The sequence below is a fragment of the Arthrobacter sp. Y-9 genome (genome assembly GCF_029690065.1).
In the GTDB taxonomy this organism is placed as follows: Bacteria; Actinomycetota; Actinomycetes; order Actinomycetales; family Micrococcaceae; genus Arthrobacter_E.
The window spans coordinates 781,423-807,675 of sequence record NZ_CP121463.1; the positions used below are offsets into that span (position 1 = coordinate 781,423).

The window sequence follows — 26,253 nt, forward strand, 5'->3', positions numbered from 1 at the left end:
TAGTGCGGTTTCCGTGCGTGCACGAAAGCGGTGGAAATGTTCAGTTGCCGTTCTTCAGATTATTGGCCGCCACGAAATCGGGCATCTTCCCGGCTTTCAATGCGTCGGCCAGACCAGCCGCCTTTGCGGTGTCCAGGTTCACGATCGACTGCCCGTCCGGGGACCAGCCGGTTCCGAGCGTGGGAAGCGTGAACATGACCGTGGTCGACGGACGGATGTCCTTGAGGTCCAGCGCGAGCTCTCCGGCCTTCTGCCCGGTGAGCGCCGAGTCGACCGTGATGAACGGGGAGATCTCGTTGACGATCGAGCTGAGGGTCCCCGGGTTGGCGAGGACTTCAGGCTTGGCGATCTTGTTCATCAGGGAACGCAGGAAGATCCGCTGGTCGCGCACCCGCTGGTAGTCGCCATCGTTGAAGGCGTACCGCTCACGGACGAAGGCCAGGGCGGTCGTTCCGTCCATGTGCATGGTGCCCTTGGGGTAGTAGACGCCCTTCTTCCCGTACCCGGTCGAAGTGAATGCCACGGGCACGTCCACGTCCACGCCGCCGACCGCGTCGGTGAGCCCTTTGAAGCCCTCGAAGTCGATGAAGGCCACATGGTCGATCCTCTGCTTGAGGAGACCCTCGACCGTCTGGACCAGGAGCGGCACCCCACCGAAGGCCAGGGCCGCATTGATCTTCGCCTCACCGTGCCCGGCGATGGGCACCCAGGTGTCGCGCATGATCGAGATGAGGTAGGCGTTCTTCCGGTCGGCGGGCACGTGGAACAGCATGAGGCTGTCGGATCGCTGGTCCGAGGCGTTTCCGGCCTCGGCGGTGTCCTTCGTGGCACCGCGGCTGTCCGAACCCACCAGGAGGATGTTGACCGCCGCCTTGTCGCCCACTTTGGTGACGGAGGGCCGCTGGCTCTCCGCGGGGAATGCCGAGGGGAGTTTGGCCGTCTTGGAGTCGAAGGTGTTCATCAGACCGGCGATGTAGATGAACGCGGCCACGCCGGCCAGCACCACGATCGTGGCGAAGCTGACCAGGGTCCAGAGGACGACCCGCTTCTTCCGTCTCCGGGGCTCCGCCGACGGGTCGGGGGTCGAGTCCGCGGAGGATTCCGACGGGAGATCTGTGGGGCTCATGGCTTCCTCGGTGTTGCTCGGGCGGGAAGAGAGGATCCTCCCGGCGTGATCAGGTGGTCATGTCCTGTAGCCTGCTGAAGTCGTTCCGTCGGAGAAAGGTGTTCCATGACGCGCGGATGGCTGGCCTCGGCCCGTGGGGTGTTCGCCCTGTACATGGTGGCGCTCCTTCTGGTCGTGCTTCTCCCGGCGGATGACGCGCGCCATGTGACCGGATTCGTCTCCGTCATCGCCGATGTCCTCTCCACGGTCGGGATCCCCCATCAGCCGACCGAAGTGGCGGTCGAGTTCCTGTCCAACATCGTGCTGTTCATGCCGTGGGGATTCTTCCTCCGATTGCTGACCCGTCCGGGTTTCCCGAGCTGGGCCGTGGTGCTCAGCGGCGCCGTTCTCTCCACCGCGATCGAGCTCCTGCAGCTGGTGATTCCCGGCCGGGTGACAGCTCTGTCTGACGTCATCGCCAACACCCTGGGCACTGTGGCCGGTGTGCTGGTGCTGAAGGCGTTCCTGGCCATCACGTCCCGCCTCAGTGCGCGAGGCGCCGGCTGAGGCCTGCGGCGATCCGCTGGGTCAACTCACTGATCTGGCGCCCCACCGCACGATGCACGTCTTCCGGCTTGTTGATCGGGTCCTGCACATCGTCCTCCGCCGAGAGCGGCGCCAGATGACGGGACGACGACGCCGCGCGCACCACGCCGCTCAGGGCTGAGCCAGCCGCCGCTTCCGTCGGCTGACCCCATAATGGAGCGTCGGTCGCCGTCGCGCTGTCCTCCGCGGGCGGCAACGTCTCGAGGATCCGGCCGAACTCCGCCAGGGTGAACGTCCGCTGCGCGGCGGTGGGGTAGCGCTTGACCAGGTCGTCGCGCTGGCCACGGGTCATGGTCAGCACCAGATCCGAAGCCCCCACGATTTCCGCCGAGATCTGACGCCCGACGGCCCCTGTGGGATCTCCCCCGTACTCCTGGGACAGGGCGGCCGGCCACGGCTCCATGGGCGCCCCCACCACAGCCTGGAGACCGGCGCTGAGCAGTTCAAAATCGCTCAGGCCGACTTGGGCCAGGCGAGCCCTCAGCAGCTGTTCGGCCAGGGGCGAGCGGCAGATGTTGCCAATGCACACGGTCAGGACGGTCGACGGCGGCTTCCGGGCGGAGGCGGCGGAACGGGACATCAGGCCCTGCTACGGTCCCGACGGCGCATGTGGCGCTGCGGCTCGAGCTCCACCGGCTCGGTCTCGCTCACCGGAGTGGACTCGGTGGCCGGCACGTGGCTCGCACGGGGCGACTTGTCGCCGGCATCCTTGCGGTTGTAGTACGTGTAGTACTGGTAGCCGTACCCGGCGCCCGAGGCGGACTTCCGGGGCACGCCGTTGATGATGATGCCGAGCGGACGGCCCTTGACGCGCTCCAGGTTCTGGAGGGCGCGCTTGAGCTCGTCGTAGGTGCTCTTCCCGGAGCGGGTGACCACGAGGGCGCCGTCCGTCTGAGCCGTCAGGATGGCGGCGTCAGTGACGGGGAGCAGCGGGGGAGCGTCGATCAGGACGATCGCGTGCTTGGCGATGTCCTGCAGCATCTTCTGCATGACATTGGAGCCGAGCAGTTCGCTGGGGTTCGGCGGAACGGAGCCCGCGCCGAGGACGTAGAGGTTGCCGCTCTCGCCCCAGGGCTGCAGGACCTCGTTCAGGTTCGCCCGGCCGATCAGCACGTCGGTGAGGCCGATCGTGGTGAGCAGGCCGAACGTCTTGGCCACCGTCGGGCGGCGGAGGTCGCCGTCGACGACGACGACGCGCTGGCCGGAAGCCGCGATGGTCTGGGCGAGGTTCGCCACCACGGTGGTCTTTCCTTCGCCCGGCAGAGCCGAGCTGACCACGATGATGCGCGGCGGGTTGTCCACATCCATGAACTGGAGGTTGGTGCGCAGCTCGCGGATCGCCTCCGCGACGGCGTGGTCCTGCTGGCTCGTGTTGTCCAGGTCGTTGCCGCCGTGTGAGGCGACGATGCGGTGGGTGCTGTCGAAGTCCTTGTTGAAGGGGACCGTGCCGATCACGGACAGCCCGGTCTCCGCCTCCACCTGCGCGGCGGAGCGGACGCGGCGGTCGAAGACGTTTCGCAGGAACGCATACAAGATCGCCACGATGAAGCCTGCGGCGAGACCGATGATCAGTGCCAGCTTCGTGTTGGGTGAGGTCGGGGAAGTGGGCAATTGTGCCGAGTCCAGCGACTGGAAGACGACGATCGACTTTTCTTTAGAGGTTCCGCCGGCATTCTCGATCTGGGCAACCTGTTGTCCTACAGCTTTCACCCAGGCTTCGGCAAGATCGCGGGCGCCTTCGGGCGTGTTCGCTTCAGCCGTGAACTTCAGCGTCGCTGTATCCAGTGGATTTTGTGCGGAAATTCGACTGATGAGCTGCTCCGGAGCGATGTCCTTGAGCTTCAGATCGGTGATCACTCGCTCGGCGACGGTCCTGGACTTGGCGACATCCAAATAGGACTTCGCGCGGGACTTGGAGTAGCTCTCGCCGGCCATGGCAGTTCCGATGTCTTTGTTCACGCCGATCGAAACGATGCCGCTGGCATCGGCGCTGTACACCTTGGGCTGCAGCAGACTCCAGCCGAACGCCACGAGGACGCCCAGAACCGTGATGCCGAGGACGGAAACCCAGTGTGCCCTGAGAATTTTCCAGTAATCGGTCAGCTCCATGTACATATCCCCTTGGTGGTGCGGCGAAGAAAGAGTCCCAGCGCCAGTGCAGAGGCCTGGCATCCTGAACATCCTAGCGCGTGGATCTAAAGTGTTACTCAATAACTTGAGATTGACATTGGTGTCGCAAGCTAGAGGCGAAAATCGCCCGGAGCTGGCGGCAAAGTGATGTGCGGGCGGCGAATGGTTCGTGGTCCGCCTGGTGGGGGGAAATGTGGAAGGGCAAGATGTTCTGGTGAGCCAGTCAGAGCCGGGTGGGCCGCCGTCGTTGGACAGTGGAAACCCCGACGCGGGGAATGCCACGGAGTGTGTGGTGGGGGAAATCGTGCTCAGCCACCTCGAGGGCGAGCTTTCGGCTCTGATTTTCCCCGCAGAGTGGGTGGACCTCTTCTTTCTGAACCGAGCAGTCGTCGTGAATCCGGCGGACGGGACATCGAGGGAGCACCGTGACGCCTTGCTGGTCATTCCCGGTGGGACCGGGGTGAGGTCCCCGTTTCGTGACCACGGCGACGTCGACCGGATCCGGCTGTCCCGGAGCACGGCGGAGACGTTCGCTCCGCACGCACTGTCCGGTGTTCAGTTCTTCCCCGCTCTGACCAGGCTCGACAGAGCGACCCACAGTTTCATCCGCGCGATGATGGGACATCCGGTGGAGCATCGGAGATCTTCGATCGAGGACTATGCCTCGGAGCAGATCGTCCTGGAACTGGCCGGAAGCGTGCTGCTGGAACACTGCGGCTCGTCCTGGGCGCCGGGCTCGGCGTCCTCCGCGTTGCGCGACGAGGCCATGGCCGTGATCGCTCAGCGATGCGCTGACAAGCAGTTGAATCCCGAGGCCGTGGCGAAGGCCGTGCAATCGTCTCTGCGCCGGGTCCAGGCCTCCTTTGCGGAGGTCGGAAATTCCATTGCCGCCGAGATCCGGCGCCAGCGGGGCCGGTTGGCGAAAAACCTCTTGACGGATTCCCGCTACGACGTGCTGAGCGTGCAGCAGATCGCGGAACAGACCGGCTTTGGCACCACGGCCGCTCTTCGGCGGGCGCTGGATGAACTCTATGGCTGCGGACCGCGCGAAATGCGTGAAGTGCGTGAAGTGCGTACCCCTCTCTCGGAATAAGTCCGCTTTAAGATTCGAGAGGAGGCTCCCGAAAACGTTCTCCTGAGCGCGGCGTGTGCGCTTCGACCTCGGACGATGAGGGGTAAAGCAAGGTCGCAGAGATCGCCATAAAGCACGTTTCGCGCAGATCTTGTGTCGTTAAGCGCCAACTTTCCCGGAATGGCGTCCGGGCGCTCAAGCCCGTGGTTAGGCTCTCAATTACCAGGGGGGAACCAGCATTCGCAGGGTTCCGTTGCCCACAGACTTTTGTCGTGATTCGAAACATTGAGGAACCATGAGCGAACTTAAGATTTCCAACTCCGCCAGCCGTCGCGCCGTCGTCAAGGGCGCCGCGTGGTCCGTGCCCGTCATCGCTGCCGCAGTTGCGGCTCCCGCAGCCAGCGCGTCCACTTCCGAACTGGGCGCCCTGGCGCTGAACGGCTCCTGTGGCGTTCTTGGTGTCCTCGGCCCGGGCTTCACCCTGACCGCATCTCCCACCGCCGCGATCCCGGCTGGTACCACCATCACCATCACTGGCTCCGGCGTGGCCAACATCGGTGTCTTCAGCGTCACCGGTGGCGTGGCCACGGTAAACGTCCTGAGCGGCACCAGCCGTCAGATCACGCTGACCGCCCCTCTCGCGGCCGGCACCACGCTGAACCTGCGCACGACGCTGTCGATCAGCGTCGCATTCAACCTGAACGCCACCGTCGCCCTGCCCAGTGGCTACACGGCCACCGGCGGCAAGCTCGCCGGTTCGGTCAGCTCCACGCTGGTGCTCTGCAGCGCAGCCTGATCATTCCCCTCATCGGAGGGGCTGGCGGAATGCCCGGGGCCACCACCTCGCCGGCACCGGCTTTCAGGCCGGTCGGACGAGGATCGCAGAGGGCAGGAATCTTCCGTCCACCAGCATCGCGAAACGCGTCAGCAATTCTGCTGGCGCGTTTCGCGCTTCCTGGGGAGTGAACTAGGGTATTCGGAGGGGTCGACGACATTGTCGTATGGCATGACTTTTGGTTGAAGAAATCATTGGTGGTGGGGGGAAATTGCAGTCCGACGACATTCTCGTGAATGCCTTGGGTGGAGTGGTGCGGGTGCGCCTGGACTATTCGGCCCATCCCCTCGATGAGACGCGTCTCCATGCTCTGCGGGATCCGTGGGTCGATGCCGCCGCAATGGACCAGGACGTGACGTCGGGAGAGACCGACGTCTTCGAGCTCAGTTGGCCCTTTCCCGACGAGGAGAATCTGGGGCGCTCGATCGCGGATCTCTCCACTCATGCAACGCTCGCGGCGATTGAAGGCCGTCGCGGCCGGCTGCTGATGCTCCACGCGGCCGGAGTGGCGGATGAGGACGGGCGGGTTGTCGCCTTCATCGGGCCCTCGGGCCGTGGGAAGACCACGCTCGCCCGCACGCTCGGACAGCACTATGCGTATGTCACGGACGAGACTGTGGGCATCGAACCCGACGGCACGGTCCATTCCTACCGGAAGCCCCTCTCCATCATCCGCGAAGGGGAGGCGCACAAGGAGCAGGTCGCTCCTTCGCTCCTCGGTCTCAAGGAACTGCCCGGGACTGACTTGCGCCTGGCCGGCCTGGTCCTGGTGTCCCGGGTGCCGGATCTGCAGGGCCGGCCAGAGATCACCACGCTCGAACTGTGCGAGGCTCTCGCGGCGATCGTCCCCGAAGTCAGTTACCTCGCGGACCTTGAGGAACCCCTTCAGATGATGGCGCGGCTGGTGGACCGCTGCGGCGCCATCCGGCAGGTCACCTATCGGGAGGCCTCGGATGTGCCGCCCCTGGTCCCACAGCTTCTCACGGCGAGCCCCTCCGAGACGTGGGAGCCCGTCCTTCCAGTCCAGGATCCGCCCGGTGCCCGCAGCTCTCTGCACGAGGTGACCTACGTGCCGGAGCCGGTACTGGACGCGGTCGAAGCCTCCGGGCAGACGGCCATCATCGACACGAGCCGGGTGGTGCACATCCTCGACGGCGTCGGGCCGGTCATCTGGCGCTCACTGTGCGCGGGCGGAGACTTCGAGAAGGTCGCCCACGACGTCGAGGCGATGTTCGGCACCCCGCCGGACCGAGGGCTGGAGGAAGCGGTCAGCGGTGTTCTCCGCGCCCTCGCGGATGCCGGGCTCCTGCGCCGGATCCCCGATCGGGCGGCATGAGCGCCGGAGCAATGGGCGCACCGCAGCCCGAGCCGCGCACGACGACGCCGGATGGCAGAGAAGGCGGGGCGTCGCCGGCACGGGGTGGACGCCGTCGTCGTCCTCTTCACAAGTCCTTGTGGTTCCAGATCCTCCTCGCCGTGGTGGTGGTGGCCCTCGTGCAGGGATTCCTGGTCAAGGTGTACCAGGTCCCCTCCGGCTCGATGGAGAACACCCTCAACGTGGGGGACCGGCTGCTCGTCAACCGGGTCGCGTATGCCGGTTCGTCGCCTCAGAGGGGCGATGTGGTGGTCTTCCGCAAGCCCGCCTCCTGGGGTCCCCAGAGTGAGCACGGCGCCCTGCGCACAGCCGTCGGCTGGTTCGGGGATCTGACGGGGATCGGCCCGGGCAACACGGAGTACATGGTCAAGCGTGTGATCGGGATGCCCGGCGACACCGTAGCCTGCTGCGATGCGCAGGGCAAAGTGACCGTGAACGGCGCCGCGATCGACGAGCCGTACATCTATCAGGATCTGCCGTGGGTCAACGGGACCTCGACGTGCACGGGCGCGCAAAGGACGGCGCGGTGTTTCCGGTCCGTCACGCTCGGGGCGGACGAATACCTGTTGCTGGGCGATCACCGCTCCAATTCGTCGGATTCGGTGATCTCCTGCCGCAACGCCGCGGCCACGCCCGGGTGCGCCCGCACGGCATCCCGCGAGGAGATCATCGGCCGGGTGGACTGGTTCCTGTTCCCGTTCAGCAAGTGGGGTAAAGGCGTTGGGTGAAAATATCCGGACCTGTTGCTCGGCAGCAAGGCGTTCCGATCTATTGTGGACATCGTGGAAGCAGCCGGGGATCTTTGCGAGCTCTCCGTGGCCCGAAGGGTGAATGATGGTTGACTATTTGATCGGCACAGTCGCCGTAGTGGTACTCCTGCTCGGGATCTTTCTGCCTCGATATAAGTTTGTGTGGGGTGTGTATGCGATCTTTGCGTCGGTGAGCCCAGCGCCCGTTCTGCTGGCCGCCAGCCCTTCAGCTCTGTTCGCAGGCGCCACGCTGTTCCGAACCTTTTCTACGGCGGTCCGGATGCTGAGTCAGCCAGTGATGTTGGCATTGTTCGCGTTGACAGTCACCTACGCACTCTCGGCGGCGTGGTCTCCCAGGCCGTTGGCGGCATTGGGAAGTTCGCTGACCGTGTTATGTATAGTGGGCGCAGTCAGTCTGGCGACGGCTTCAATAGGAGACGTCGAGCCAAAAGACCTCTTCGCGTTGACTGCCATCGTCACGGCGCCGATCGCTGCGATTCAGTCAATCAGTACGATTGTCTTCAGGTTTGATCTTTCTCTCAAAGATGCGTATCTTCATTCCTCGATTCCGACTCTGCTGTTGGGCGCTGAGGGACGAGACTTGTTCGGAACGATGGGAAACAACGTCCTCGACCCGCTGAAATCAGGCGGGGTGCTCTTCGTGAACGGCAATAAGGCCTCGATGGTCATGGCGGTGTGGGCGCTGATCTACTTGGCGTTGTGCGTCCGGAGGCGCTCGTTCCCGGCAGGTGCCATGGCGGCACTCTGCCTTACCGGGGCTATCGCGACGAATTCGAAGACCGCAATGATCTTGGCCTTCTCCATGATCCCCGTGTTCTTGATTCTTCCGACCGTCATTCGACGCCAGCGGCACTCCGCCTCCTCCGTTCTCGGCTTGGTATCGCTCCTGGCAGTTGGGCTTGGGCTTGCCCTGATTGCGTCGAAGCTCTCGGAGTATCTTGTGGGTCTCGACGAATCCGCGAGTGCGAGGGACCGATTGTGGGCGGCGGCAGCGGGCTATTTCCAGGAGAGCCCGTGGCTAGGGCTGGGAGCTGGCGGCTGGAGCGAGCGGTGGGCCCGGGATGCGTCAGGTTACGGGTTGCCGATGCTTCCGCCGCACAACATGGTCATCGCGGCTTGGGCGTCAGCTGGGGCGGGCGCTGCGCTGTTGATCCTGGCCATCATCGGTATGGTGGGTGTCACGTACATCCGCAGGATTCGGCGGGCTGAGCTGAAGCGTGATGCTTGGGCTCTCTCATTTGAGCTGGCGGCCTTCACGTGGATGATCGCACACTCGATGTATGACAACACTGACTTCTACGGGACTCCCCAGACAATTCCTTTCGCCGCATTGATGATCTGGCGCTGCTACTCGTTCAGGAAAGATGCATCAAGGTCGACAGACTTTGAAAAGACGCGCAAAGCTACCGTATTCCAGTAAATTCGAGAAGTTCCAGTCAGCTTCCATCATGTCGCCACCACAGAATTTTGGGTGGCGTGATGGGACTTGCGCATGATTCAGGGGTAGACATGTCGAAGAGAACGGACATTCAAGGCCTCCGTGCGCTTGCGGTTGTCCTGGTTGTCACGGCACACTCATTCGGTGTTCCATATGGGGGCTATGTTGGGGTTGACGTCTTCTACGTGATTTCGGGTTTCCTGATCACAGGAATCTTGATCAAGGAGATGGAGGCCAGCGGAAGTCTGTCATTCTCAGCGTTCTACCGGCGGCGCATGAGGCGGCTTCTGCCAGCCGGAGTGACAGTGCTTGCAGTGACAGTCATTGCTGCGTTCTGCCTTTGGTTCATTCCTCGAGCACTGCAGACGTTGTTGGATGCAGCTAGCGCCCTCTTCTTCGCCGCGAACTGGCACTTTCAGGCGCTCGGCACAGACTATCTCCAGGCAGCCAAGCCTGTGTCTCCCGTCCAGCATTACTGGTCTCTTTCTGTTGAGGAACAGTTTTATGTCGTCTGGCCGCTTTTTCTGTTCGTCCTGTACAAACTCTTCCGGGGATCGCGCGCGAAGATCTCGGTGGTCGCGGGGGTCATCGCGTTGTGCAGTCTGGCATGGAGTGTCTGGGGCTCTGTGAGCTCTCCGGCTGCGGCGTACTTCGATACCTTCGGTCGAGCTTGGGAGCTCCTGATCGGTGCGATGATCGCCCTAGCTTCCGGAGTCCGCGGTAGACGACGACTGAGGATGGAAAACGAAGGTCTTCGTGTTGCGATCACCTGGGCAGGCTTGTTGTTGATCGTCGTGCCGGCATTGGCGATCGATCAGCGTTGGACGGCGCCTTTTCCGGCAGTTGTTCTCCCCGTGCTCGGGACTGCAACGGTGATCGTGGCCAGTAGTTATTCGGGGCCTCGCTCCTTGTTGGGGAATCCCGTGTCGCAGTGGCTTGGGAAGGTGTCGTACAGCCTGTACCTGTGGCACTTCCCCGTCATCGTTTTCGCTCACTCCGTGTGGGGGGCAGCGGTAGGGCCGTCGGTTCTCGCCTTGCTCCTGATGCTGGTTCTCTCCGCGATTTCCCACAGGTTCCTTGAGGCTCCCTTTCAAGGGCACCGAGGGCGTCGATCCCGTCGAAATCGACCGCCACGGGCGGCGGGTCCACACCGCGAACTCCTTATCGCCGGGGGTGCTTTCATCGCGATACTCGTCCTTTCGTTCGCTCAATTACAGGGCCCAGGGGCGGCCAGGGACGCTTCGGCTCTTGTGAAACTGATCGGACGTAGTCCTGTGAGTGTGCAGACGTATGCCGAGTCGGCGGGCGCACGAGAAGCGGAACTGGTCAGTAGCCTTCGCGCGCGAAGCTGGACAGCTCCCATCAGGGGACAGCTGGACGGACTCTTTGCGGACCAATTGCCCCCTGAGATGTCCACGAAGGCGCCCGGGTGCCGAAATGATGTCGCCCAGGGCGGTCGCCCTCGGCTTTGTGGAGATCCAACCCCCGGTGGGGTTCTTGTGGTCGGGGACTCAGTGGCCCTATCTTGGGTGCCCGCGATCAGAGAGGCATTTAGGACGAGCAAGCTGAACGTGGCGGCCGTTGGCTATGCCAGTTGCCCTTTGGTGGAGATGCCCGGGGTGGCGCCCGGCGGAGAGTCGTTCAATCGTGCGTGTGGAACGCGCCGCCAGGAGATGTTGAGCATCATTGATTCCACCAGACCTGACGTGGTGGTTCTCTCGTCGGCTCAAAGTTACCTGGAGTCACCGGGTGCCAGTCCTGCAGCATGGCAAAAGGGCACCGCGAGCCTCTTAACCAGGCTTTCGCACGTTCCGAAGGTTATCCTGCTCAGCAACCCTCCTCGAACTGTGTTCCCAGATGGCTGCGCGACGAGAGTCACGGGGCCCTCGCTATGTACAGCGCCGGTGGAGAAGGAATACCTTGATAAGTCCGGGGCGGAGCGGGCAGCTGTCTCAGGTCATTCGAACGCCATTTTCGTCGACACTGAGTCATGGTTCTGTAGTGACGGTCAATGTCCCTTGGTGATCGGGGGAAACGTCTCGAGAACCGACAACACCCACCTGACCGATGCTTCTTCAAAGGCGGTGGGGCCGCTCCTTCGGGCCATCTTAGCGTCGCGGTCCAGCGGTCTCTGATTGGCGGTACCACTGAGAACGAAGTGCTCAATACTCTGTGCGGTTTCATCCGCTATTGATGGGCCCCGGTCATCGTGGACCGCTTGGTGGACGTGGAGTGTGGAGGCGCGTCGAGATGCTCCAGGGCTTAGAGGGACCTGATCACTGAAGCGGGAATACCAGCGACTAGGACGTTCGGGGGAACGTCTTTGGTGACGACGGATCCCGCCGCGACCACTGATCCTTTTCCAATCGTCACGCCGGGCAACAGGATCGAACCTGCCCCGACCCAGGATCCGTCGTCGATTGTGATTGGTTCAGGCTTCCACGAACCTCTCGGAGCTCGGTGCATCGAAGTCCCGAGAGAGTGTGTGCTCGTCACGATCATCGCGCGCATCCCTACTGCCACATTGCGACCAATGGTGATCTGTGCCCCGTGGTCAAAGTAAACTTCGCGGTTGATGAAAGAGCCATCGCCAATACTCACTTCGGACCCAGAGAAATGGACGCCATCGCTGATGAGCGCCCCTCGACACGCCAAACCGGCTCGGTGGAGCAACTCGGCGCGGAATCTGTTGGGAATGAGCGAGGACCCGAACACCCTGTTCATGATCCAAACATCTAATCGTTTCGCGGTGAACACTCAAGGACCCCCTGCGGTCTTTGTTATGTTCTGTCATCCTAGTGTCGAAACACCCATGAAACAATCCGAGAGTTGACTCTCTAGTGATTTTCTCGAGTCAATCCGAACGTTCCCCGAACGCATTCTGGTGCTCATGGTAGCCCGGGCCGACGGTCGGTTTAGGGTACTCCAGGGCGAGACGGACCGTGCCGGCGCGAGGCCTGGAGCGGACTTCACTGCCTGTTTCGGTGCGCGATCGAGTCGTAGAGCGTCTCCAAAACCTGAGTGCAGCGCTGGATGTCGAAGCGTTTCTGAACATGTTCGCGACCTTGGCACCCAAGAAGGTGTGCGAACGGCGAGTCGCCGAGCAGGCGTTCGAGGTTCGTGCTGAGTGCGGCGACATCGCCTTCCTCAGCCAGCAGACCGGTGCGCTCGTGAAGCACCGCCTCGGGCACGCCCCCACAGCGGTAAGCCACGGAGGGGATACCCGCCGCGGCTGCTTCGAGGAAAACCATTCCAAACGCCTCCACGGCTCCGTTGGCCGCGGTCTTCGACGGACCGAGGAAGACCGCAGACGAGGACAGAAGCCGCGCGGCGTCCGTGGGCGAGATGGCGCCGACAAATTGCGCGCCTGCACCGAGTTCGAAATCCAGTTTTTCCAGGTAAGTGCGCATAGGACCGTCACCGGCGATCGTCAGAGGGTGCGCATCACGGAGATCTTGAGGAAGTCTCGCGTAGGCACGGAGCCCGTCGTCGACGCCTTTCACATCGGCCAGACGACCTAAGAAAATGACACCCTGACGTGGTTGTGTCTCAGAAACCGGGGCCGGAAGGGGTATGCCGATCGGCACAGTGTGAATTCGGTCTGGAGGTGCGCCGAGAGATTCCAATCGCGCAGCCATGAACGAAGAGTTGGTGACGAGCGCGGAGGCGTAGGAAAACAACTCCTGAAGGCGCGCACGGTAGAGCCGGGAAAGCGGGTCATTCTGATGTGGAAGCACATTCACGTCAACGCCGTGGAAAGTCACCACGAGTGGCAGCCCGAGCTTGCGAAGGGTGGGGACGAGCATGACCGCGTCCATCCCGAAGTGAGCATGGACCAGAGATGGGTCGATTTCCATCAACGTCTTGCGCAGAGTCCTGCTTGATCGGGTGATCTTCAGCAGGCGACGTCGGTTTCTGCTTGCCCCCGGCATCACGGGGACATCTGCGCTGGACGCGATCGGCGAATCCACCAGGTCCAGGCCGAAGAGCACGCCTTCCCACGTCGTCAGCGCGTCTACCTGATTGCGGATGAATGTTTCAGAGCCTGCCAGGAGAAGCTCCCGGAAGATGGCAACACGGGGCCGTTCAGTCGACATAACGGGTCACCGTCCCCTCATGTTAAGAACCCGTCGGCTCAGCCTGACGGCCGCGCGGAGGTCATCACTGCGGATCGCGTAGAAGTCGATGAATCGGGTGCCATGCTGGCGGTTCAGGAAGTGAATGTTCAGATTTGAGGCGATCAGGCTTCCGGTCAGCGTTGCTATTGCAGCTCCCAGAGCACCGAGCGGGGGACACAGCACTACGAGCACGCTGACATTGAACACGAGTGCGATGAAGAGGGAGAGGCTCCGCAGGCCCGGCCGGCCTCGCGCAGCGAGGCCCGCGCCGGCGATGGATCCGGGCACTCCGAACACCCCGACTGAGATGAGAACCAGCACGCTCGGGATCGCCCCCGTGAATTCGCTTCCGAATGCGGGAACGAACCAGAGCGGAAGCGACGCGGCGAGGGCGATACCGCCGAGCATCGACAGAAGGAAGGAGATTCTGGCTGTCGCTGTCAGACGCGGGGTCGACCGATCTGCGGCGTCAGCTGACATCGTGACGTCACGGATTGCGTTGTTCAGGAGGAGAGAGGCATCCGAAATATTGACCGCGACTGCGAAGTAACCGAGCGCGACTGGACCGGCGAGCGGCAGCATGATCAGCTGTGCGACGCGGCTGAGCAAGATTCCAGAGACGGATCCGAGCCACATTCGAAAGCCGTAGTGTGCCAAATTCGCGGGCCGGGCCTCGTTCGTCACGGTCCGCGGCCCCCTGACAAGCTCCCGGATTGAACCGATGTAGGCCAAACCTCCGACGATCGGGGCTAACGCTATGAAAAGTGTGGCAGTCTCGACAGTCAAGGTCCCCGTGAGGAACGCTGCCAATGTTCCTCCGAAGCGGGCGATACCGGTGAGCAGCTTTTCCAGATTCACGAGGTTCCAGCGATGCATGCCCGATGCGAGCCCGCGGGGCGCCCCGAGCAGCACTGACGGGACGATTGCAATACAGGTCAGCTGGATGATCTGTTCCACTGCCTGGTTTCCTGCGGAGAGCAATGGTGCTGCAAAAAACGTCGCAATGCCGGCGAGAGCACCGGTAAGAAGCAAGAGCACTCCTCCACTGCGGAGTCCTTGAAGACTTGCTGCAGACGCCTTGGCTGTTGCGAAAGTCAATGCCTCCGGGATGCCGAACATCGCGATGGTGAGGGCAAGCATGAGAGGGGCAGTCGCCGCGGCCAGTTCTCCTCGACCGTCGACCCCCAGCGCCCGGGCGAGCAGGGGAGCCGCGAGGAAGGTGGACAGGGGCAACGCGAGATTGCCGATCGCTGAAAGGAGGGCGTTGCGTCCGATGTCACGGGAATCCAGCTTCTTCAACGGTGTCTCCTCCTTGCCCGATTCGCTATGCAATTCCGCGCCCGGTGAGTACCTTCAACGGCAGGATTGCGACGGCGGGGAGCGTCTTAAGCCCCGGGCGTCCCCACGTGAAGGCTGTGCCTAGAACCCTCAGCGCGGTCTTGATATCGCGGTGACGCCATGCCTGAAAGTACGTCACGGTGATGAGGAAGTCTCCTCGAGTACGTTTGTCCAGGTGGTCCAGGGCACGCCGGGCCCAGGCCAATGAATCTGAGGGCTTGATACCGCGTGAAACAGAGCCTCCCCCATCGCGCAGCTCGGTCAGCGGCTGAACTACTTGGCGGATATCGAGACCAGGGATTTCCTTGTCGAGCCGTAGCAGCCAGTCGGTGTCCTGGTGGAAGCGAAGGGTTACATCGAAGGGGTGATCCAGCACCATGTCGCGCGGAAAGACCAGCGTGGATGTGTGCATGGCTCCTTGCCCTCCCTTCACGGCCGTCTTCCGGAATAGGTAGTGCGGCAGCCGTTCGCCGGCATGCCAGAGTCGCTGCGGCCAGACCCTACCACTCGGTTCCTGAACCGTTGTCGTTGACAACCAATGGCGTTGCGAGTCGTCCAGCAACGAAAGTTGAAGTGCAAGCTTCTCCGGGTGCCAGACGTCATCGTCATCGAGTAACGCGATCACATCGCCGCTTGCAGCGGAGATTCCTGCCATTCTCGCCACATTCCCACCGGCGCGGGGGCCGGTGCGAACGACCGTGACCCGCGGGTCGGCGGGAAGCATCAGTTCGTCCGAGGTGTCCGCGGCCACGATGACTTCGTGCAGCGATTCGGTCTGAGCAAGTGCCGATGCGACGGCGTCATACAACTCTGGGCGCCCGATCGTCGGGATTACCGCACTGACCCGGCGGCCGTTTGTGATTCTCTCGGTCATGACACTGCACCTGTCGCTGAAAGTACGCCATCTGCGTAACTGGACCAATCTGTCCAACCTGCTTGAATTGCTTCCTGAGAGATCGCCTGACGGCGTTCCCAGCTGAGTTTGGGTGCTCCAGCTAGGACGGTTCGAAGACTGCCGGTATCGCCCGCATCAAGCACAGTGTGGAGGTTCGAAAGGACTTCGTGCGCGCCATTCTCGCGCGTCGTGACCACGGGAAGGCCAGCCGCGGCGGCTTCGGCAACCACCAGAGCAAAGCAGTCTTCGATCGAGGGGAGCACAAAAACGTCTGAGCGGGCGTACAACGCTGCTAGTTCAGTCGCAGTGAGCACCCCGGCCAGCCGGACGTTGTCAGGCGCGTTGCGCAGGATCCGACGGTCGAAGACTTGGCCCACGAGCGTCAAGTCCACAGGAAGCCCCCGCACTGCGTCCAGCAGGAATGGAATTCCCTTGCGAAGACAGATCTGTGCTGTACATACAATCTGTACCCGGCGGCCGTTACTCGTGTCCGCGTCATCGGAATGTTCGCGGGGCTGGAAGATGGCCGGGTCCACCCCGTACGGGATCTGGATGATTTTCTCCGCGGATATACCCTGGGAGAGCATCTGCTCGGCCACTACCCTCCCGGGGACCAGCACCTTGTCAGCGAGGTCGAGTTCGGCTTCGATGCGCTCTACGAACCATTCCGGATACATTTCCGCGTGCGCCCGTCGCGCGCCGAAGAAGCTTTCCAGCATCGTGTTTCTCACGCGAGGATGCGCATCGATCTCGTGGAGGACGCGTTCACGGTCGGAGTTGCGTTTGAAGGTCTCCAGCGAAGATCCCGGCATGGAAAAGAGAATCTCGGCGTCTCCGAAATCCACATTTTGCGCGGATTTGTCGTATGCGACCTTCCACGCGGCGTTGCCCAGGGTATGGGTGAGGGGCGATCGCATGCGGCCACCGAGAACTCTGGTGAATTCCGCCATCGGAGCAAGCCGCACATCCTGGCGGAGCCGACCACTCTCGACGCGGGCGCTCTGCTTCCTGACGAACTGCTGAAGCAGGGCGAACTGTGGAAGCACGCGAGATGAGGCCCGCGCGATGGACAACAGCGGGGCCTGGTTTCGAATGGCTCGGCGAGTCAAGAGCCCGTGCCGATCTGCACCGGCTGCGATGGCCCGGATCGCATTTTCATCGAAGGCGCTCGAGACGGCGACTGCACGGCCTGCCGGGCGGTTCGAGGCAGACCGGGAGGTGATCATGCTCGTTCTCCTTCGCTCCGGGTATCGACCTGCGTATTGAGAAGCCGATCAAGTGCCGCGGCGGAACGCGCCCAGGAGTATCTTGCGGTGTTCTTACGCCCGAGATCGATGAGATCCTGACGCAGCGTGAGGTCGGTATCGAGTTCCCTGAGACCTTCCACAAGTGATGCTTCGGACTCCCTCGCGAAGTAGCGCGCTGAGGACCCCAGCACTTCCCGGAGCGCAGGGGCATCGGACGCAAGGACAGGCACGCCGGACGCCTGGGCTTCAAGCGGGGGGATGCCGAAACCTTCGTAGCGCGAAGGGAACACGAAAGCGCGGGCAGCGGCGTAAAGGCGCCGCAATTCGTCGTCGTCCACTCTCCCCAGGTACTCCACGGCCTGGGTGGACGTTCTCCCCTTATTCGTGCGGGAAACTGTTTCTGGTGTGCTTCCGACCAGTTTCAGTCGTGTGCTGCTACCTGTCGATTCCGCATACCGGTGGAACGCCCGGACCAGAAGGTCGATGTTCTTGTGCGGCAAGAGGGAGGAGACCGCGAGGAAATAAGGGGTATCAGCTTCGCCGGCGGGCTCCTGGTGGAATCCGTGTGCAGCCGCATTGGGGACCACCGTGATCTTGGCCGGATCAAGGTGGTACACGGAAGCGATCTCCTGGCGGGAGAATTCGCTGACCGTGATGACAGCCGCTGCCGGCCGAAGCGTCAGTGTTGAAAGGAGCCTGTACGCCGCCCGGAACCGCGATGAATAGGTCTGGGGCTGACGAACGTAGGTGACATCGTGGTGTGTCACCACCTGACGACGTCGCAGGATCGGTCCGGTGTTCGTCAGGGAGAGCAGCAGAGGGTCCCTCTTGGTCCGAGCGAGCGCACGTGGCAAGTCCCATTGCTCCCAAAGGTGGCCCTGGTGTTTGCCCCATTGCTGCACAGAGACTCCCGCAATGGACGTCTCGCGGAGGGGCCCCGGCGGGGCGACCAGCACCAGGTCGTCGCGGAGTGGCGCCAACGCCGTCACGATCTCCTCTGCAAATCGCTGGACGCCGGTCACCTTCTGGGTCAGGAAGCGGCAGTTCACGACGATCATGAGACGAACGCCCTCAGCTCATCTTCGAATCGCGCGGTTGCGAAACGTGCGGTCGCTTCGAATCCGTCGAACGGATCCAGGCGCAGGGCCTCGTCGACTGCGAGAGCGAGGTCGATGACGTCGGTGGACGCAGCGATCACCCCGGTGCGTCCCGGGGTCAGGCTCTCCAGCTGGCCTCCGATCGGGCCGGTGACGACGGGAGTTCCAGCCGCTTGTGCTTCGACCGGAACAATGCCGAAGTCCTCAATGGCGGGGAAGACCAACACCCTCGCCGCTTGGTAGAGGGAGAACAGGAGCGCATCGGACGGTGCGATGACGAAGTGGACCGGGACGGAGGACTGAGCGGCAAGTGCGCGGAGACGCTCCTCTTCGGGGCCCTTGCCCGCGATCACGACGGGAAGTCCCACGGCCTCGCCTGCGGAGATCACCAGGTCGAGCCGCTTATAAGGAATGAAGCGGGACATGCCCAAGACGAAGTCGTCGGGGAGGCCGTCCAGAAGCGTCAGCTCATGGGAGCTGGAGACTTCGGAGCGCCAGTCGTCGACCCGTTGCACTCGCTCCACAGCAACCGGTGGGTAGATGACAGATGCCTCACGCCCCCAGGTTGCCTCAATGCGATCCTTGACAAACTTGCTGTTGGCCGAAATCGCCGTCGGCTCCTGGGCTCGGCGCCGATCGATGGATTTCAGCAGAGGGGCGACCGTGCGCACGGCGGCGTTGGAGCCTCGAAGGTCGAGCTCCGGAGTCCAGATGTAGCGGGCCGGGGTGTGCGCGTAAACGTACTTCGGGGCAGGGTCGCGCCGATTCCGGAACCCGACATGGTGCGCGAAGAGGTGCGAGCTCACCAGCGTCCAGTCATGAGCCTCAGGGCTCTCAAGCAGGCGCCAGGTGGGGAGCATGAGCGGCAGGGCCAGCGCCTTCCGCCGTCGCAAGGGAGTCTTGGCCAGCCAAGTCTCGCGGACTTCGCGCTCGCCGAAGCGTCCCGGCGCGTCATTCCACAAGCACTGGATGGCCGCATCGGGAAACGCAGCCGCCATGGACTCGAGGACCTTCTCGGACCCGCCAGAAGCTGCAATCCATTCGTGAACAATCAGACCGCTCATGGCTCAGGGCCGCCCCATCCCGAGATAAGTCCATCCAGCTGAACGCCAAGCCGCCGGATCGAGGCAATTTCTGCCGTCCACGATGACACGGCCGGACGCGAGTCCGTTCACGTGAGAGGGACTCATTTCTCGACGGTACTGGTCCCATTCGGTCACGACCACGACGGCGTCAGCTCCGCGCAGCGCGTCGTCCCTCTCCGCGACATAGGTGAGTTGCGGATGCAGAGCGCTGGCGTTGTCGAGGGCTTCAGGATCCGTCACGACGACGTCGGCGCCCAGGCCGTGAAGTCTGATGGCCACGTCGAGTGCGGGCGAATCGCGGACATCATCACTGTGCGGTTTGAAAGCAGCGCCCAGAACGGCCACACGCTTTCCGTAGACACTGCCGCCGAGCCCGTCGATCACGAGCTGCACAGCCCGTTCGCGGCGCCGCAAATTGATGGCGTCGACCTCATGGAGGAAATTGACAGACTCTCGACGCCCCAATTCCTCGGCACGAGCCGCGAACGCGCGGATGTCCTTGGGCAGGCAACCGCCGCCGAATCCGATGCCGGCGCCCAGGAACCGTCGCCCGATCCGCGGGTCGTGACCGATGGCGTCGGCGAGCTGCGTCACGTCCGCGCCCGTTGCCTCGGCGATTTCGGCCATGGCATTGATGAACGAGATCTTGGTCGCGAGGAAGGCATTGGCTGCGACTTTCACCAGTTCGGCAGTCGCGTAGTCCGTCACGATGAACGGGGTTCCCTTGGCGACCGCAGAGTGGTAAACGTCCCGGAGGACATTGGCGGCGGCTTCACCTTCGGGCCCGGAAGGCACTCCGGTCACGAAGCGGTCGGGGTCGATCGTGTCCTGCACGGCCCACCCTTCACGAAGAAACTCCGGATTCCACACGAGGGTTGCCCCCGTGGGCGCCAGCAGCTCAGCGAGGCGAGCGGCTGTACCCACTGGAACAGTGGATTTGCCTGCGACGACGTCACCAGGGCTGAGGAAAGGGAGCAGCTCATTCACGGCAGCATCGACGTAGCGAAGGTCGGCGGCGTGACCGCCGGCCTGCTGGGGGGTGCCCACACCGACGAAATGCACTGCGGCGCCGTGAACGCGCGACATATCCGTGCTGAACGACAACCGTCCCGAATCCAGTCCGCTCTGAAGGATCTCCTGGAGTTGTGGCTCGAAGAACGGTGCTCGTCCCTGAGAAAGTGAATTGACCTTCTCCTCATTGACGTCGATTCCGACAACTTCATGTCCAATGGATGCCATTGCTGCCGCATGGACGGCGCCAAGGTAGCCACAACCGATCACCGATAGGCGCATAGTTCCCCCACTTTTACTTTCATATCCGACTCATTCTGTCATAGGCCCGAGCGGCAGCCGTCGGCGAGGAGCAGCGCCGTGACTTCTCCAAGCGTTCACTCAACGGTGGCTCTTGAAGGCTCGGGAAAGTCTTTGCAATCGTGCGGCGAGCACCTTATTCGTTTGCGCTCCCACTCTGCTGTTCGATGCGATTGCCACATCTGACTTTGGCCAGATCAATCGGAACAGGACCTTCGCTCTGGACCCACGGGGTACCAACCGGAGCGCCAGCAGATAAGCTCTTGCCTGGTTTTTTTCTTCGCGCCACCGCCAGTTCAAGGGCGGTTTGCTGCTGCTTCCGTGAAAATCTTCAGGAAATGCGGAACGAAGAGTGTCCTCCAACGCGGCATCGGCCTTGAGCCGCACGGTGAATTCGAGTGCGTCCAGCCCGCCACCTTTGAGGATCATAGCGGCGTGTTTCCTGCGCTCCTGGTTGGGAGGGACACCGATTTCCGGCCGGGTCAGGTTGAGCGCTTCGATGACTGTATGAGCGGGTGTCGACGGAACGGTGACGTCGACCGATGCGAACTCCATGTGCATTGTCCGGGCAGCCAGCTCGGCGAACGCTTCTTCCTCCGGCAAGGAAACGCCCGGGAAGTGGTGGTGGATATCGAGCTCGCAGCCCCAGCTGTCGGGCTTGAGAGTGATGGAGTGGTCGATGGGAATACCACTCCACACGTCCGGAACCGGAAGCCAGCCCCACGATGTCAAGGAATGGACGAGGTCCTCGGAGCGTTGGGGATCGACCCAGACATCGACATCCCCTGAGTGTTCCCGCTCCCGAAGGCCCTGGACATGAAGAACAGGTCCCTTGATGAAGATCAAGGGAATGCCTTCCTCGCGGGCCACGCTGCCGACCAGCGCATAGACCATTTCATGAAGGGGAGAGGAAAGCCGCGGGGGAGATACTCTCCTGGTCCGCGCTGGATGATGTTCGTCCTGGGAGGCGATCCCGAAAGCCTCGAACTCACGCACCAACTCCACGTCGGCCGAATCCAGATCGCCTTCGGAGACCGGCCCGTCAACGAGCCGGAGCCACAACGCAGCCGTCGGGCCGGAGAGTCCGATAGGCTCGGTGGGCTTTGTCGCCAGAACCATGATCTCCGCTTCTGAACTGTTCTGGGGCCATTCACGGAGGTCGAGAACGCCATAGGCGACGGCAACCCAGTCGGTCATTGATTCCTTTCGTGGTGGTATCACGAGACGAAGTGAGTCGGGAATGATGGATGATGCGAGGGAGATGCTCAGCTTCACCGGTCAGCGTATCCGAAGGTATTTCTTCGGGCGAAGGTCCCGGCTGCCCGGAGAGCCAGGGTGGCCAGGAAAAACCCGAAGTGCTTTTCTCTGCTTTCCCAGGCCCTGAACCTCGACGGACGTGGCTTCCGGACGGAAAGGCTGATCAGTAGGCGCCATCCTTGGCGACGACCGCCTTCGCCGTACGGAAGAGGATCAGGATGTCCTGGGCAAGTGACCAGTTCTCGACGTAGTAGAGATCAAGGCGGATGGACTCCTCCAGGGAGAGGTCGTTCCGTCCGCTGACCTGCCACAATCCAGTCATACCGGGCTTGACAAGAAGCCGCCGGTGGGAAGCGCTGTCATACATCTCCACCTCCCGGGCCACCTGCGGTCTGGGGCCGACCAAGCTCATCGTTCCATTGAACACATTGAGGAGCTGCGGTAGTTCGTCGATCGAATACCGGCGAATCCACGCTCCGAAGCGGGTGACCCGAGGATCCTTCTTCATCTTGAAGAAGATCATGCTGCCTCCCGTTTGTGCTTGGAGCTCCTGGAAGAGGTCTTCCGCGTCAGTCCGCATGGAACGGAACTTGATCATCTTGAACGGCTGGCCACCTTTGCCGATACGCTCCTGATAAAAGAGGGCAGGACCCGGGCTATCGAGTTTGACGATCGCCGCGATGATCAACATGGGCAGCGCGAGAATCGCGAGAATGCTCAACGAACCGACGATGTCGAGCGATCGCTTGGCGAGCGCTTTCATCCCGTCAAGTTTCGGTGTCGTGACGTGAATGAGGGGCAAACCTGCGACCGGTTGCATGTGGATTCGGGGGCCGGAAACGTCGGTCAGGGCTGGAGCCATGATCATGGCAACGTCTCGGGCGGACAATGCCCAGCCGAGGTGGCGGAGGAACACCGGGTCGAGCTCCGCGCCACTGGTGATGGCAACGGTGTCCACCTCGGATCGTTCGATCGCTTCCAGAACATTTTCGACCGTAGGGGATGTCCTGATCACCGGCAGAGACCCAGCGGTCAGGTCTGTGTCGGTCAGAATGCAGGCAACCGGCTTATATCCGGAGATGATATGCCGGTCCAGTTTTTCGTTGAGATGTTGCACGCTGTGAGCCGCCCCCAGCAGCAAGACCCGATGCAAGTTCAAGCCACGGAGGCGAGTGCGATGAAGCGCCTTACGGAAAGTCCATCGAGCGGTGATGAGGAATGCGACACCCAGAGGCAGTGCGACCGCAACATAACCACGTGCCGTGTCAATTTTCAGGACGTAGGAGAAAACGGCGACCGCGCCGAAGAGCCAGAGGGACGCTGCAGTCACACGTCGATACTCTTCGAGGCCGGTGCCGATGACCTTCGGGTCCCGGGTGCCCATGTACTCGAGGACGAGCCACCAGGCGGCAATGAGGAACAACGACAGAGTCACGTATGAAACATCGACTCCCCGGCCATTGACCGCGATGCTGTCCTCGAATCCGAAGCGAAGCAAGTAGGCGCCCGAGACGGCAAGCACGACACACAACATGTCCGTCACTCGCATACGGAGCGCATGCGATCGCAGCCACGTGGCAGAACTTATGGCGCGGAATTCGCTGGTGGTGGTCACCGACGCAGTCATCGGGTGTCCGTCACTTCTGCAGACGATGCGAACACGCTGCAGCTGATCCAAGGCAGTCCGTCCTTGTTCGGATGAGACACCTATTCATGATTTAAGCCCCCACAGCTTCCCCCGAGTGCCTCACGGCAGACCCAATAATATGACGTATTCGAAGTGCGAGTTCTCGTGACTTGACACGTCGAGAACAATCCTAAATCCAGGGGGCCGGGGGTACAAATTGTTTCCGAAAGTCTCGAGAGGTCTTGCGGATACTGTCGACATCCTGCGCGGAAATTGAGTGGTTAATCGGTTTAGGCGCTCGTTAGCCGTCCTCGGCCCGCCCTGGAGGGCCGTTTGCCGGTGCGACGGTGACTGTCAGACGGCCCGCCTAAACTGGAGGGACCATGGACATGCTCTTCGATCCCTATGCCAGCACGCCCGCACCAGCAGCCCCTCGTGACGAGAACGGCGCAGGAGGGCGGATGAACGACGCCCCGGGAGGCGGCCTGGCTCCTCAGGAGCGCGAGGGTTTCCGCGGCCCTTCGGCTGACGCTCTGACCGAAGGCCTCAACCCGCAGCAGCACGCCGCCGTCGTGCACTCCGGCAGTCCCTTGCTGATCGTGGCGGGCGCCGGCTCCGGCAAGACGCGGGTGCTGACCCACCGCATCGCCTACCTTCTGGCAACCGGGCGGGCGCACCACGGGGAGATCCTGGCCATCACCTTCACCAACAAGGCCGCCGCCGAGATGCGGGAACGCATCGAGAATCTGATCGGCCCGCGGGCCAAGAGCATGTGGATCTCCACGTTCCACTCGTCCTGCGTGCGCATCCTGCGGCGTGAGGCGGCGAATGTGGGTCTGAACTCGAATTTCTCCATTTACGACTCGGCGGATTCCCTGCGTCTGATCACCCTGGTCGCCAAGAATCTCGACCTGGATCCGAAACGGTTCGCTCCCAAGGCGATCGCGCACAAGATCTCCGCGCTCAAGAATGAGCTGATCGACGCCGAGGAATTCTCTTCCACGGCGAGCGAGAACAACCCGATGGAACGGGCTGTCGCCGACGTCTATCTCGGGTACACCCAACGCCTGCGGCAGGCGAACGCGATGGACTTCGATGATCTGATCGCCCAGGTCGTCTACATGTTCCGGGCGTTCCCCGCGCTCGCCGAGTCCTACCGGCGGCGCTTCCGCCACGTCCTGGTCGACGAGTACCAGGACACCAACCACGCCCAGTACGCCCTGGTGAAGGAGATCGTCGGCACCGGCGCCGGCGGCCCTGTCCCCCCGAGCGAACTCACCGTGGTGGGCGACTCGGACCAGTCGATCTACGCCTTCCGGGGCGCCGACATCCGCAACATCGTGGAGTTCGAAAAGGACTACCCGGACGCAGAAGTCATCAAGCTGGAGCAGAACTACCGGTCCACCCAGAACATCCTCTCCGCCGCCAACGCCGTGATCTCCCGCAATCCGGACCGCCAGGAGAAGCGCCTCTGGACCGCGTCCGGGGACGGCCCCAAGATCATCGGCTATGTCGGCGAGAACGAACATGAGGAAGCGGCGTTCATCGCCCGCGAGATCGACCGGCTCCAGGATGCCGAGGGACTCCGGCCCGGCGACGTCGCGGTGTTCTACCGCACGAACGCGCAGTCGCGGTCCCTCGAAGACGTCCTGGTCCGCATGGGCCTGCCGTACAAGGTGGTCGGCGGCACGCGCTTCTACGAGCGCAAGGAGATCAAGGACGCGCTCGCCTACCTGCGGGTCCTGGTGAACCCGGACGACGACGTCAACCTCCGCCGCGTGCTCAACGAGCCGAAGCGCGGCATCGGCGACCGTGCGGAGGCCGCCGTGGCATCCCTCGCCGAAAGGGAACGCATCTCGTTCATGGCCGCCGCGCGGCGCGCGGACGAGGCCCCCGCCATGGCGACCCGCTCCGTCAACGCCGTGCTCGGCTTCGTGAAGCTGATGGACGACTTGGCTGAGGTCGCATCCGGATCCGGTGCGGTGGCCGCGCTGGAGGCCGTGCTCGAACAGACCGGTTATCTGGCGGCCTTGCGGTTGAGCACGGATCCTCAGGATGAGTCCCGAGTGGAGAACCTCGCCGAGCTCGTGGCCGTCATCCGCGAGTTCCAGAATGAGAATCCGGAGGGCACGCTCGGGGACTTCCTGGAGCAGGTGTCGCTCGTGGCCGATGCGGACCAGATCCCGGACACACCGGGTGACGTGGATGAGGCCGTCGCGGAAGCCAGGCGGCTCGGAGTGGTGACCCTCATGACCCTGCACACCGCCAAGGGTCTGGAGTTCCCTGTGGTGTTCCTGACCGGCATGGAGCACGGCATCTTCCCTCATGCCCGCTCCGCGACGGATCCGAAGGAACTCGCCGAGGAGCGGCGCCTGGCGTATGTGGGGCTCACACGCGCCCGGCAGCGCCTGTACGTGACACGGTCCGAGGTGCGCAGCCTGTGGGGCCAGAGTCAGTACAACCCTGCCAGCCAGTTCCTCGATGAGATCCCCGGCGAGTTGATCCAGTGGGAGCGCGAGGGGACCGCCCGGCCCGTCAATCCAGGGTGGGCGAACGACGGCATCGGCACCAGCCGCTACGGCGGCTCGTATTGGGGTGCGGGGACGTCGCGCAACGCCAGGGGCGCAGCGGCCAGCAGCACTGCCGGCTTCGACGCCGATGTTCCCGCGTCCGTGGTGCGAGGACGGGTCCAGCCGCAGAAGGAAGTCGTCAGCGTCTCGCCCGGGGACCGCGTGAATCACAATGCCTTCGGTGAAGGCGTCGTGCTGAGCGTGGAGGGGGCCGGCGACAAGAGCGTGGCCAAGGTCCGTTTCCCGGTAGGGGAGAAGCGGCTCCTGCTGCGGTATGCGCCGGTGACCAAGGTGGAAGGCTGAGGCCCGAATTCGGTCCTCATCAGGGGCTCCACAAGGGCTCGTGGTGCTCATAACAAAACCGGTGCGAGTTCTAC

At 62.8% G+C, this 26,253-nt stretch carries 20 protein-coding genes; 7 read left to right on the forward strand and 13 right to left on the reverse strand.

Annotation, left to right across the window (positions count from 1 at the left end; translation table 11 throughout):
* Positions 1–40 precede the first annotated feature (40 nt).
* The gene (locus P9849_RS03485; protein ID WP_278268320.1) at positions 41–1,126 is read right to left on the reverse strand and encodes an LCP family protein; all 1,086 of its coding nucleotides are present in this window, start codon (positions 1,124–1,126) and stop codon (positions 41–43) included.
* A gap of 105 nt (positions 1,127–1,231) precedes the next feature.
* Between P9849_RS03485 and P9849_RS03490 the strand changes: the two genes are divergently transcribed.
* Positions 1,232–1,672 (forward strand): VanZ family protein, encoded by a 441-nt coding sequence (locus P9849_RS03490; RefSeq protein WP_278268321.1) that lies wholly within the window; start codon positions 1,232–1,234, stop codon positions 1,670–1,672.
* Here the strand turns inward: P9849_RS03490 and P9849_RS03495 are convergent.
* Both P9849_RS03495 and P9849_RS03500 read right to left on the reverse strand, forming a co-directional pair.
* Positions 1,650–2,291, reverse strand: a complete 642-nt coding sequence (locus tag P9849_RS03495) for a low molecular weight phosphatase family protein (RefSeq protein WP_278268322.1) — start codon at positions 2,289–2,291, stop codon at positions 1,650–1,652. The two genes, P9849_RS03490 and P9849_RS03495, sit on opposite strands and share 23 nt — an antisense overlap.
* Positions 2,291–3,820: a polysaccharide biosynthesis tyrosine autokinase gene (locus P9849_RS03500; RefSeq protein ID WP_278268323.1), complete on the reverse strand. Its 1,530-nt coding sequence runs from the start codon at positions 3,818–3,820 to the stop codon at positions 2,291–2,293. Before P9849_RS03500 ends, P9849_RS03495 begins: the two co-directional genes overlap by 1 nt.
* Before the next feature lie 313 nt (positions 3,821–4,133).
* On the opposite strand from P9849_RS03500, the gene P9849_RS03505 reads away from it, so the two are divergent.
* From P9849_RS03505 to P9849_RS03525, 5 genes are all read left to right on the forward strand, one after another.
* A complete protein-coding gene (locus tag P9849_RS03505) occupies positions 4,134–4,934 on the forward strand; it encodes a helix-turn-helix domain-containing protein (protein ID WP_278268324.1) in 801 nt (266 codons plus the stop codon).
* A gap of 274 nt (positions 4,935–5,208) precedes the next feature.
* Positions 5,209–5,709, forward strand: coding sequence for a hypothetical protein (locus tag P9849_RS03510; RefSeq protein WP_278268325.1), 501 nt, complete (start codon positions 5,209–5,211; stop codon positions 5,707–5,709).
* 271 nt (positions 5,710–5,980) lie between these two features.
* Complete coding sequence (locus tag P9849_RS03515; protein ID WP_278268326.1) at positions 5,981–7,084, forward strand: hypothetical protein; 1,104 nt, start codon at positions 5,981–5,983, stop codon at positions 7,082–7,084.
* On the forward strand, positions 7,081–7,851 hold the full coding sequence (gene lepB / locus P9849_RS03520; RefSeq protein ID WP_278268327.1) for a signal peptidase I: 771 nt from the start codon (positions 7,081–7,083) through the stop codon (positions 7,849–7,851). Before P9849_RS03515 ends, lepB begins: the two co-directional genes overlap by 4 nt.
* A gap of 103 nt (positions 7,852–7,954) precedes the next feature.
* On the forward strand, positions 7,955–9,313 hold the full coding sequence (locus P9849_RS03525; RefSeq protein ID WP_278268328.1) for an O-antigen ligase family protein: 1,359 nt from the start codon (positions 7,955–7,957) through the stop codon (positions 9,311–9,313).
* A 2,280-nt stretch (positions 9,314–11,593) separates the two neighbouring features.
* Here the strand turns inward: P9849_RS03525 and P9849_RS16220 are convergent.
* From P9849_RS16220 to P9849_RS03575, 10 genes are all read right to left on the reverse strand, one after another.
* Entirely contained in the window at positions 11,594–12,055 is a 462-nt protein-coding gene (locus tag P9849_RS16220; RefSeq protein WP_347567914.1) for an acyltransferase, read from the reverse strand.
* A 245-nt stretch (positions 12,056–12,300) separates the two neighbouring features.
* Positions 12,301–13,428, reverse strand: coding sequence for a glycosyltransferase (locus P9849_RS03535; RefSeq protein WP_278268329.1), 1,128 nt, complete (start codon positions 13,426–13,428; stop codon positions 12,301–12,303).
* Between the two features lie 6 nt (positions 13,429–13,434).
* On the reverse strand, positions 13,435–14,748 hold the full coding sequence (locus P9849_RS03540) for an oligosaccharide flippase family protein (RefSeq protein ID WP_278268330.1): 1,314 nt from the start codon (positions 14,746–14,748) through the stop codon (positions 13,435–13,437).
* Between the two features lie 25 nt (positions 14,749–14,773).
* Positions 14,774–15,661 (reverse strand): glycosyltransferase family 2 protein, encoded by an 888-nt coding sequence (locus tag P9849_RS03545; protein WP_278268331.1) that lies wholly within the window; start codon positions 15,659–15,661, stop codon positions 14,774–14,776.
* Positions 15,658–16,908: a glycosyltransferase family 4 protein gene (locus P9849_RS03550; RefSeq protein ID WP_278268332.1), complete on the reverse strand. Its 1,251-nt coding sequence runs from the start codon at positions 16,906–16,908 to the stop codon at positions 15,658–15,660. Before P9849_RS03550 ends, P9849_RS03545 begins: the two co-directional genes overlap by 4 nt.
* On the reverse strand, positions 16,905–17,987 hold the full coding sequence (locus tag P9849_RS03555) for a glycosyltransferase family 1 protein (RefSeq protein WP_278268333.1): 1,083 nt from the start codon (positions 17,985–17,987) through the stop codon (positions 16,905–16,907). Before P9849_RS03555 ends, P9849_RS03550 begins: the two co-directional genes overlap by 4 nt.
* A complete protein-coding gene (locus P9849_RS03560) occupies positions 17,984–19,024 on the reverse strand; it encodes a glycosyltransferase (RefSeq protein WP_278268334.1) in 1,041 nt (346 codons plus the stop codon). Before P9849_RS03560 ends, P9849_RS03555 begins: the two co-directional genes overlap by 4 nt.
* A 69-nt stretch (positions 19,025–19,093) precedes the next feature.
* Positions 19,094–20,404: a UDP-glucose/GDP-mannose dehydrogenase family protein gene (locus P9849_RS03565; protein ID WP_278268335.1), complete on the reverse strand. Its 1,311-nt coding sequence runs from the start codon at positions 20,402–20,404 to the stop codon at positions 19,094–19,096.
* Between the two features lie 99 nt (positions 20,405–20,503).
* Positions 20,504–21,619: a nucleotidyltransferase family protein gene (locus P9849_RS03570; protein ID WP_278268336.1), complete on the reverse strand. Its 1,116-nt coding sequence runs from the start codon at positions 21,617–21,619 to the stop codon at positions 20,504–20,506.
* Positions 21,620–21,842: 223 nt separating this feature from the next.
* Positions 21,843–23,294, reverse strand: coding sequence for a sugar transferase (locus P9849_RS03575; protein WP_278268337.1), 1,452 nt, complete (start codon positions 23,292–23,294; stop codon positions 21,843–21,845).
* Positions 23,295–23,695: 401 nt separating this feature from the next.
* Between P9849_RS03575 and pcrA the strand changes: the two genes are divergently transcribed.
* Positions 23,696–26,179 (forward strand): DNA helicase PcrA, encoded by a 2,484-nt coding sequence (pcrA, locus tag P9849_RS03580; RefSeq protein ID WP_278269081.1) that lies wholly within the window; start codon positions 23,696–23,698, stop codon positions 26,177–26,179.
* Positions 26,180–26,253: the final 74 nt, after the last annotated feature.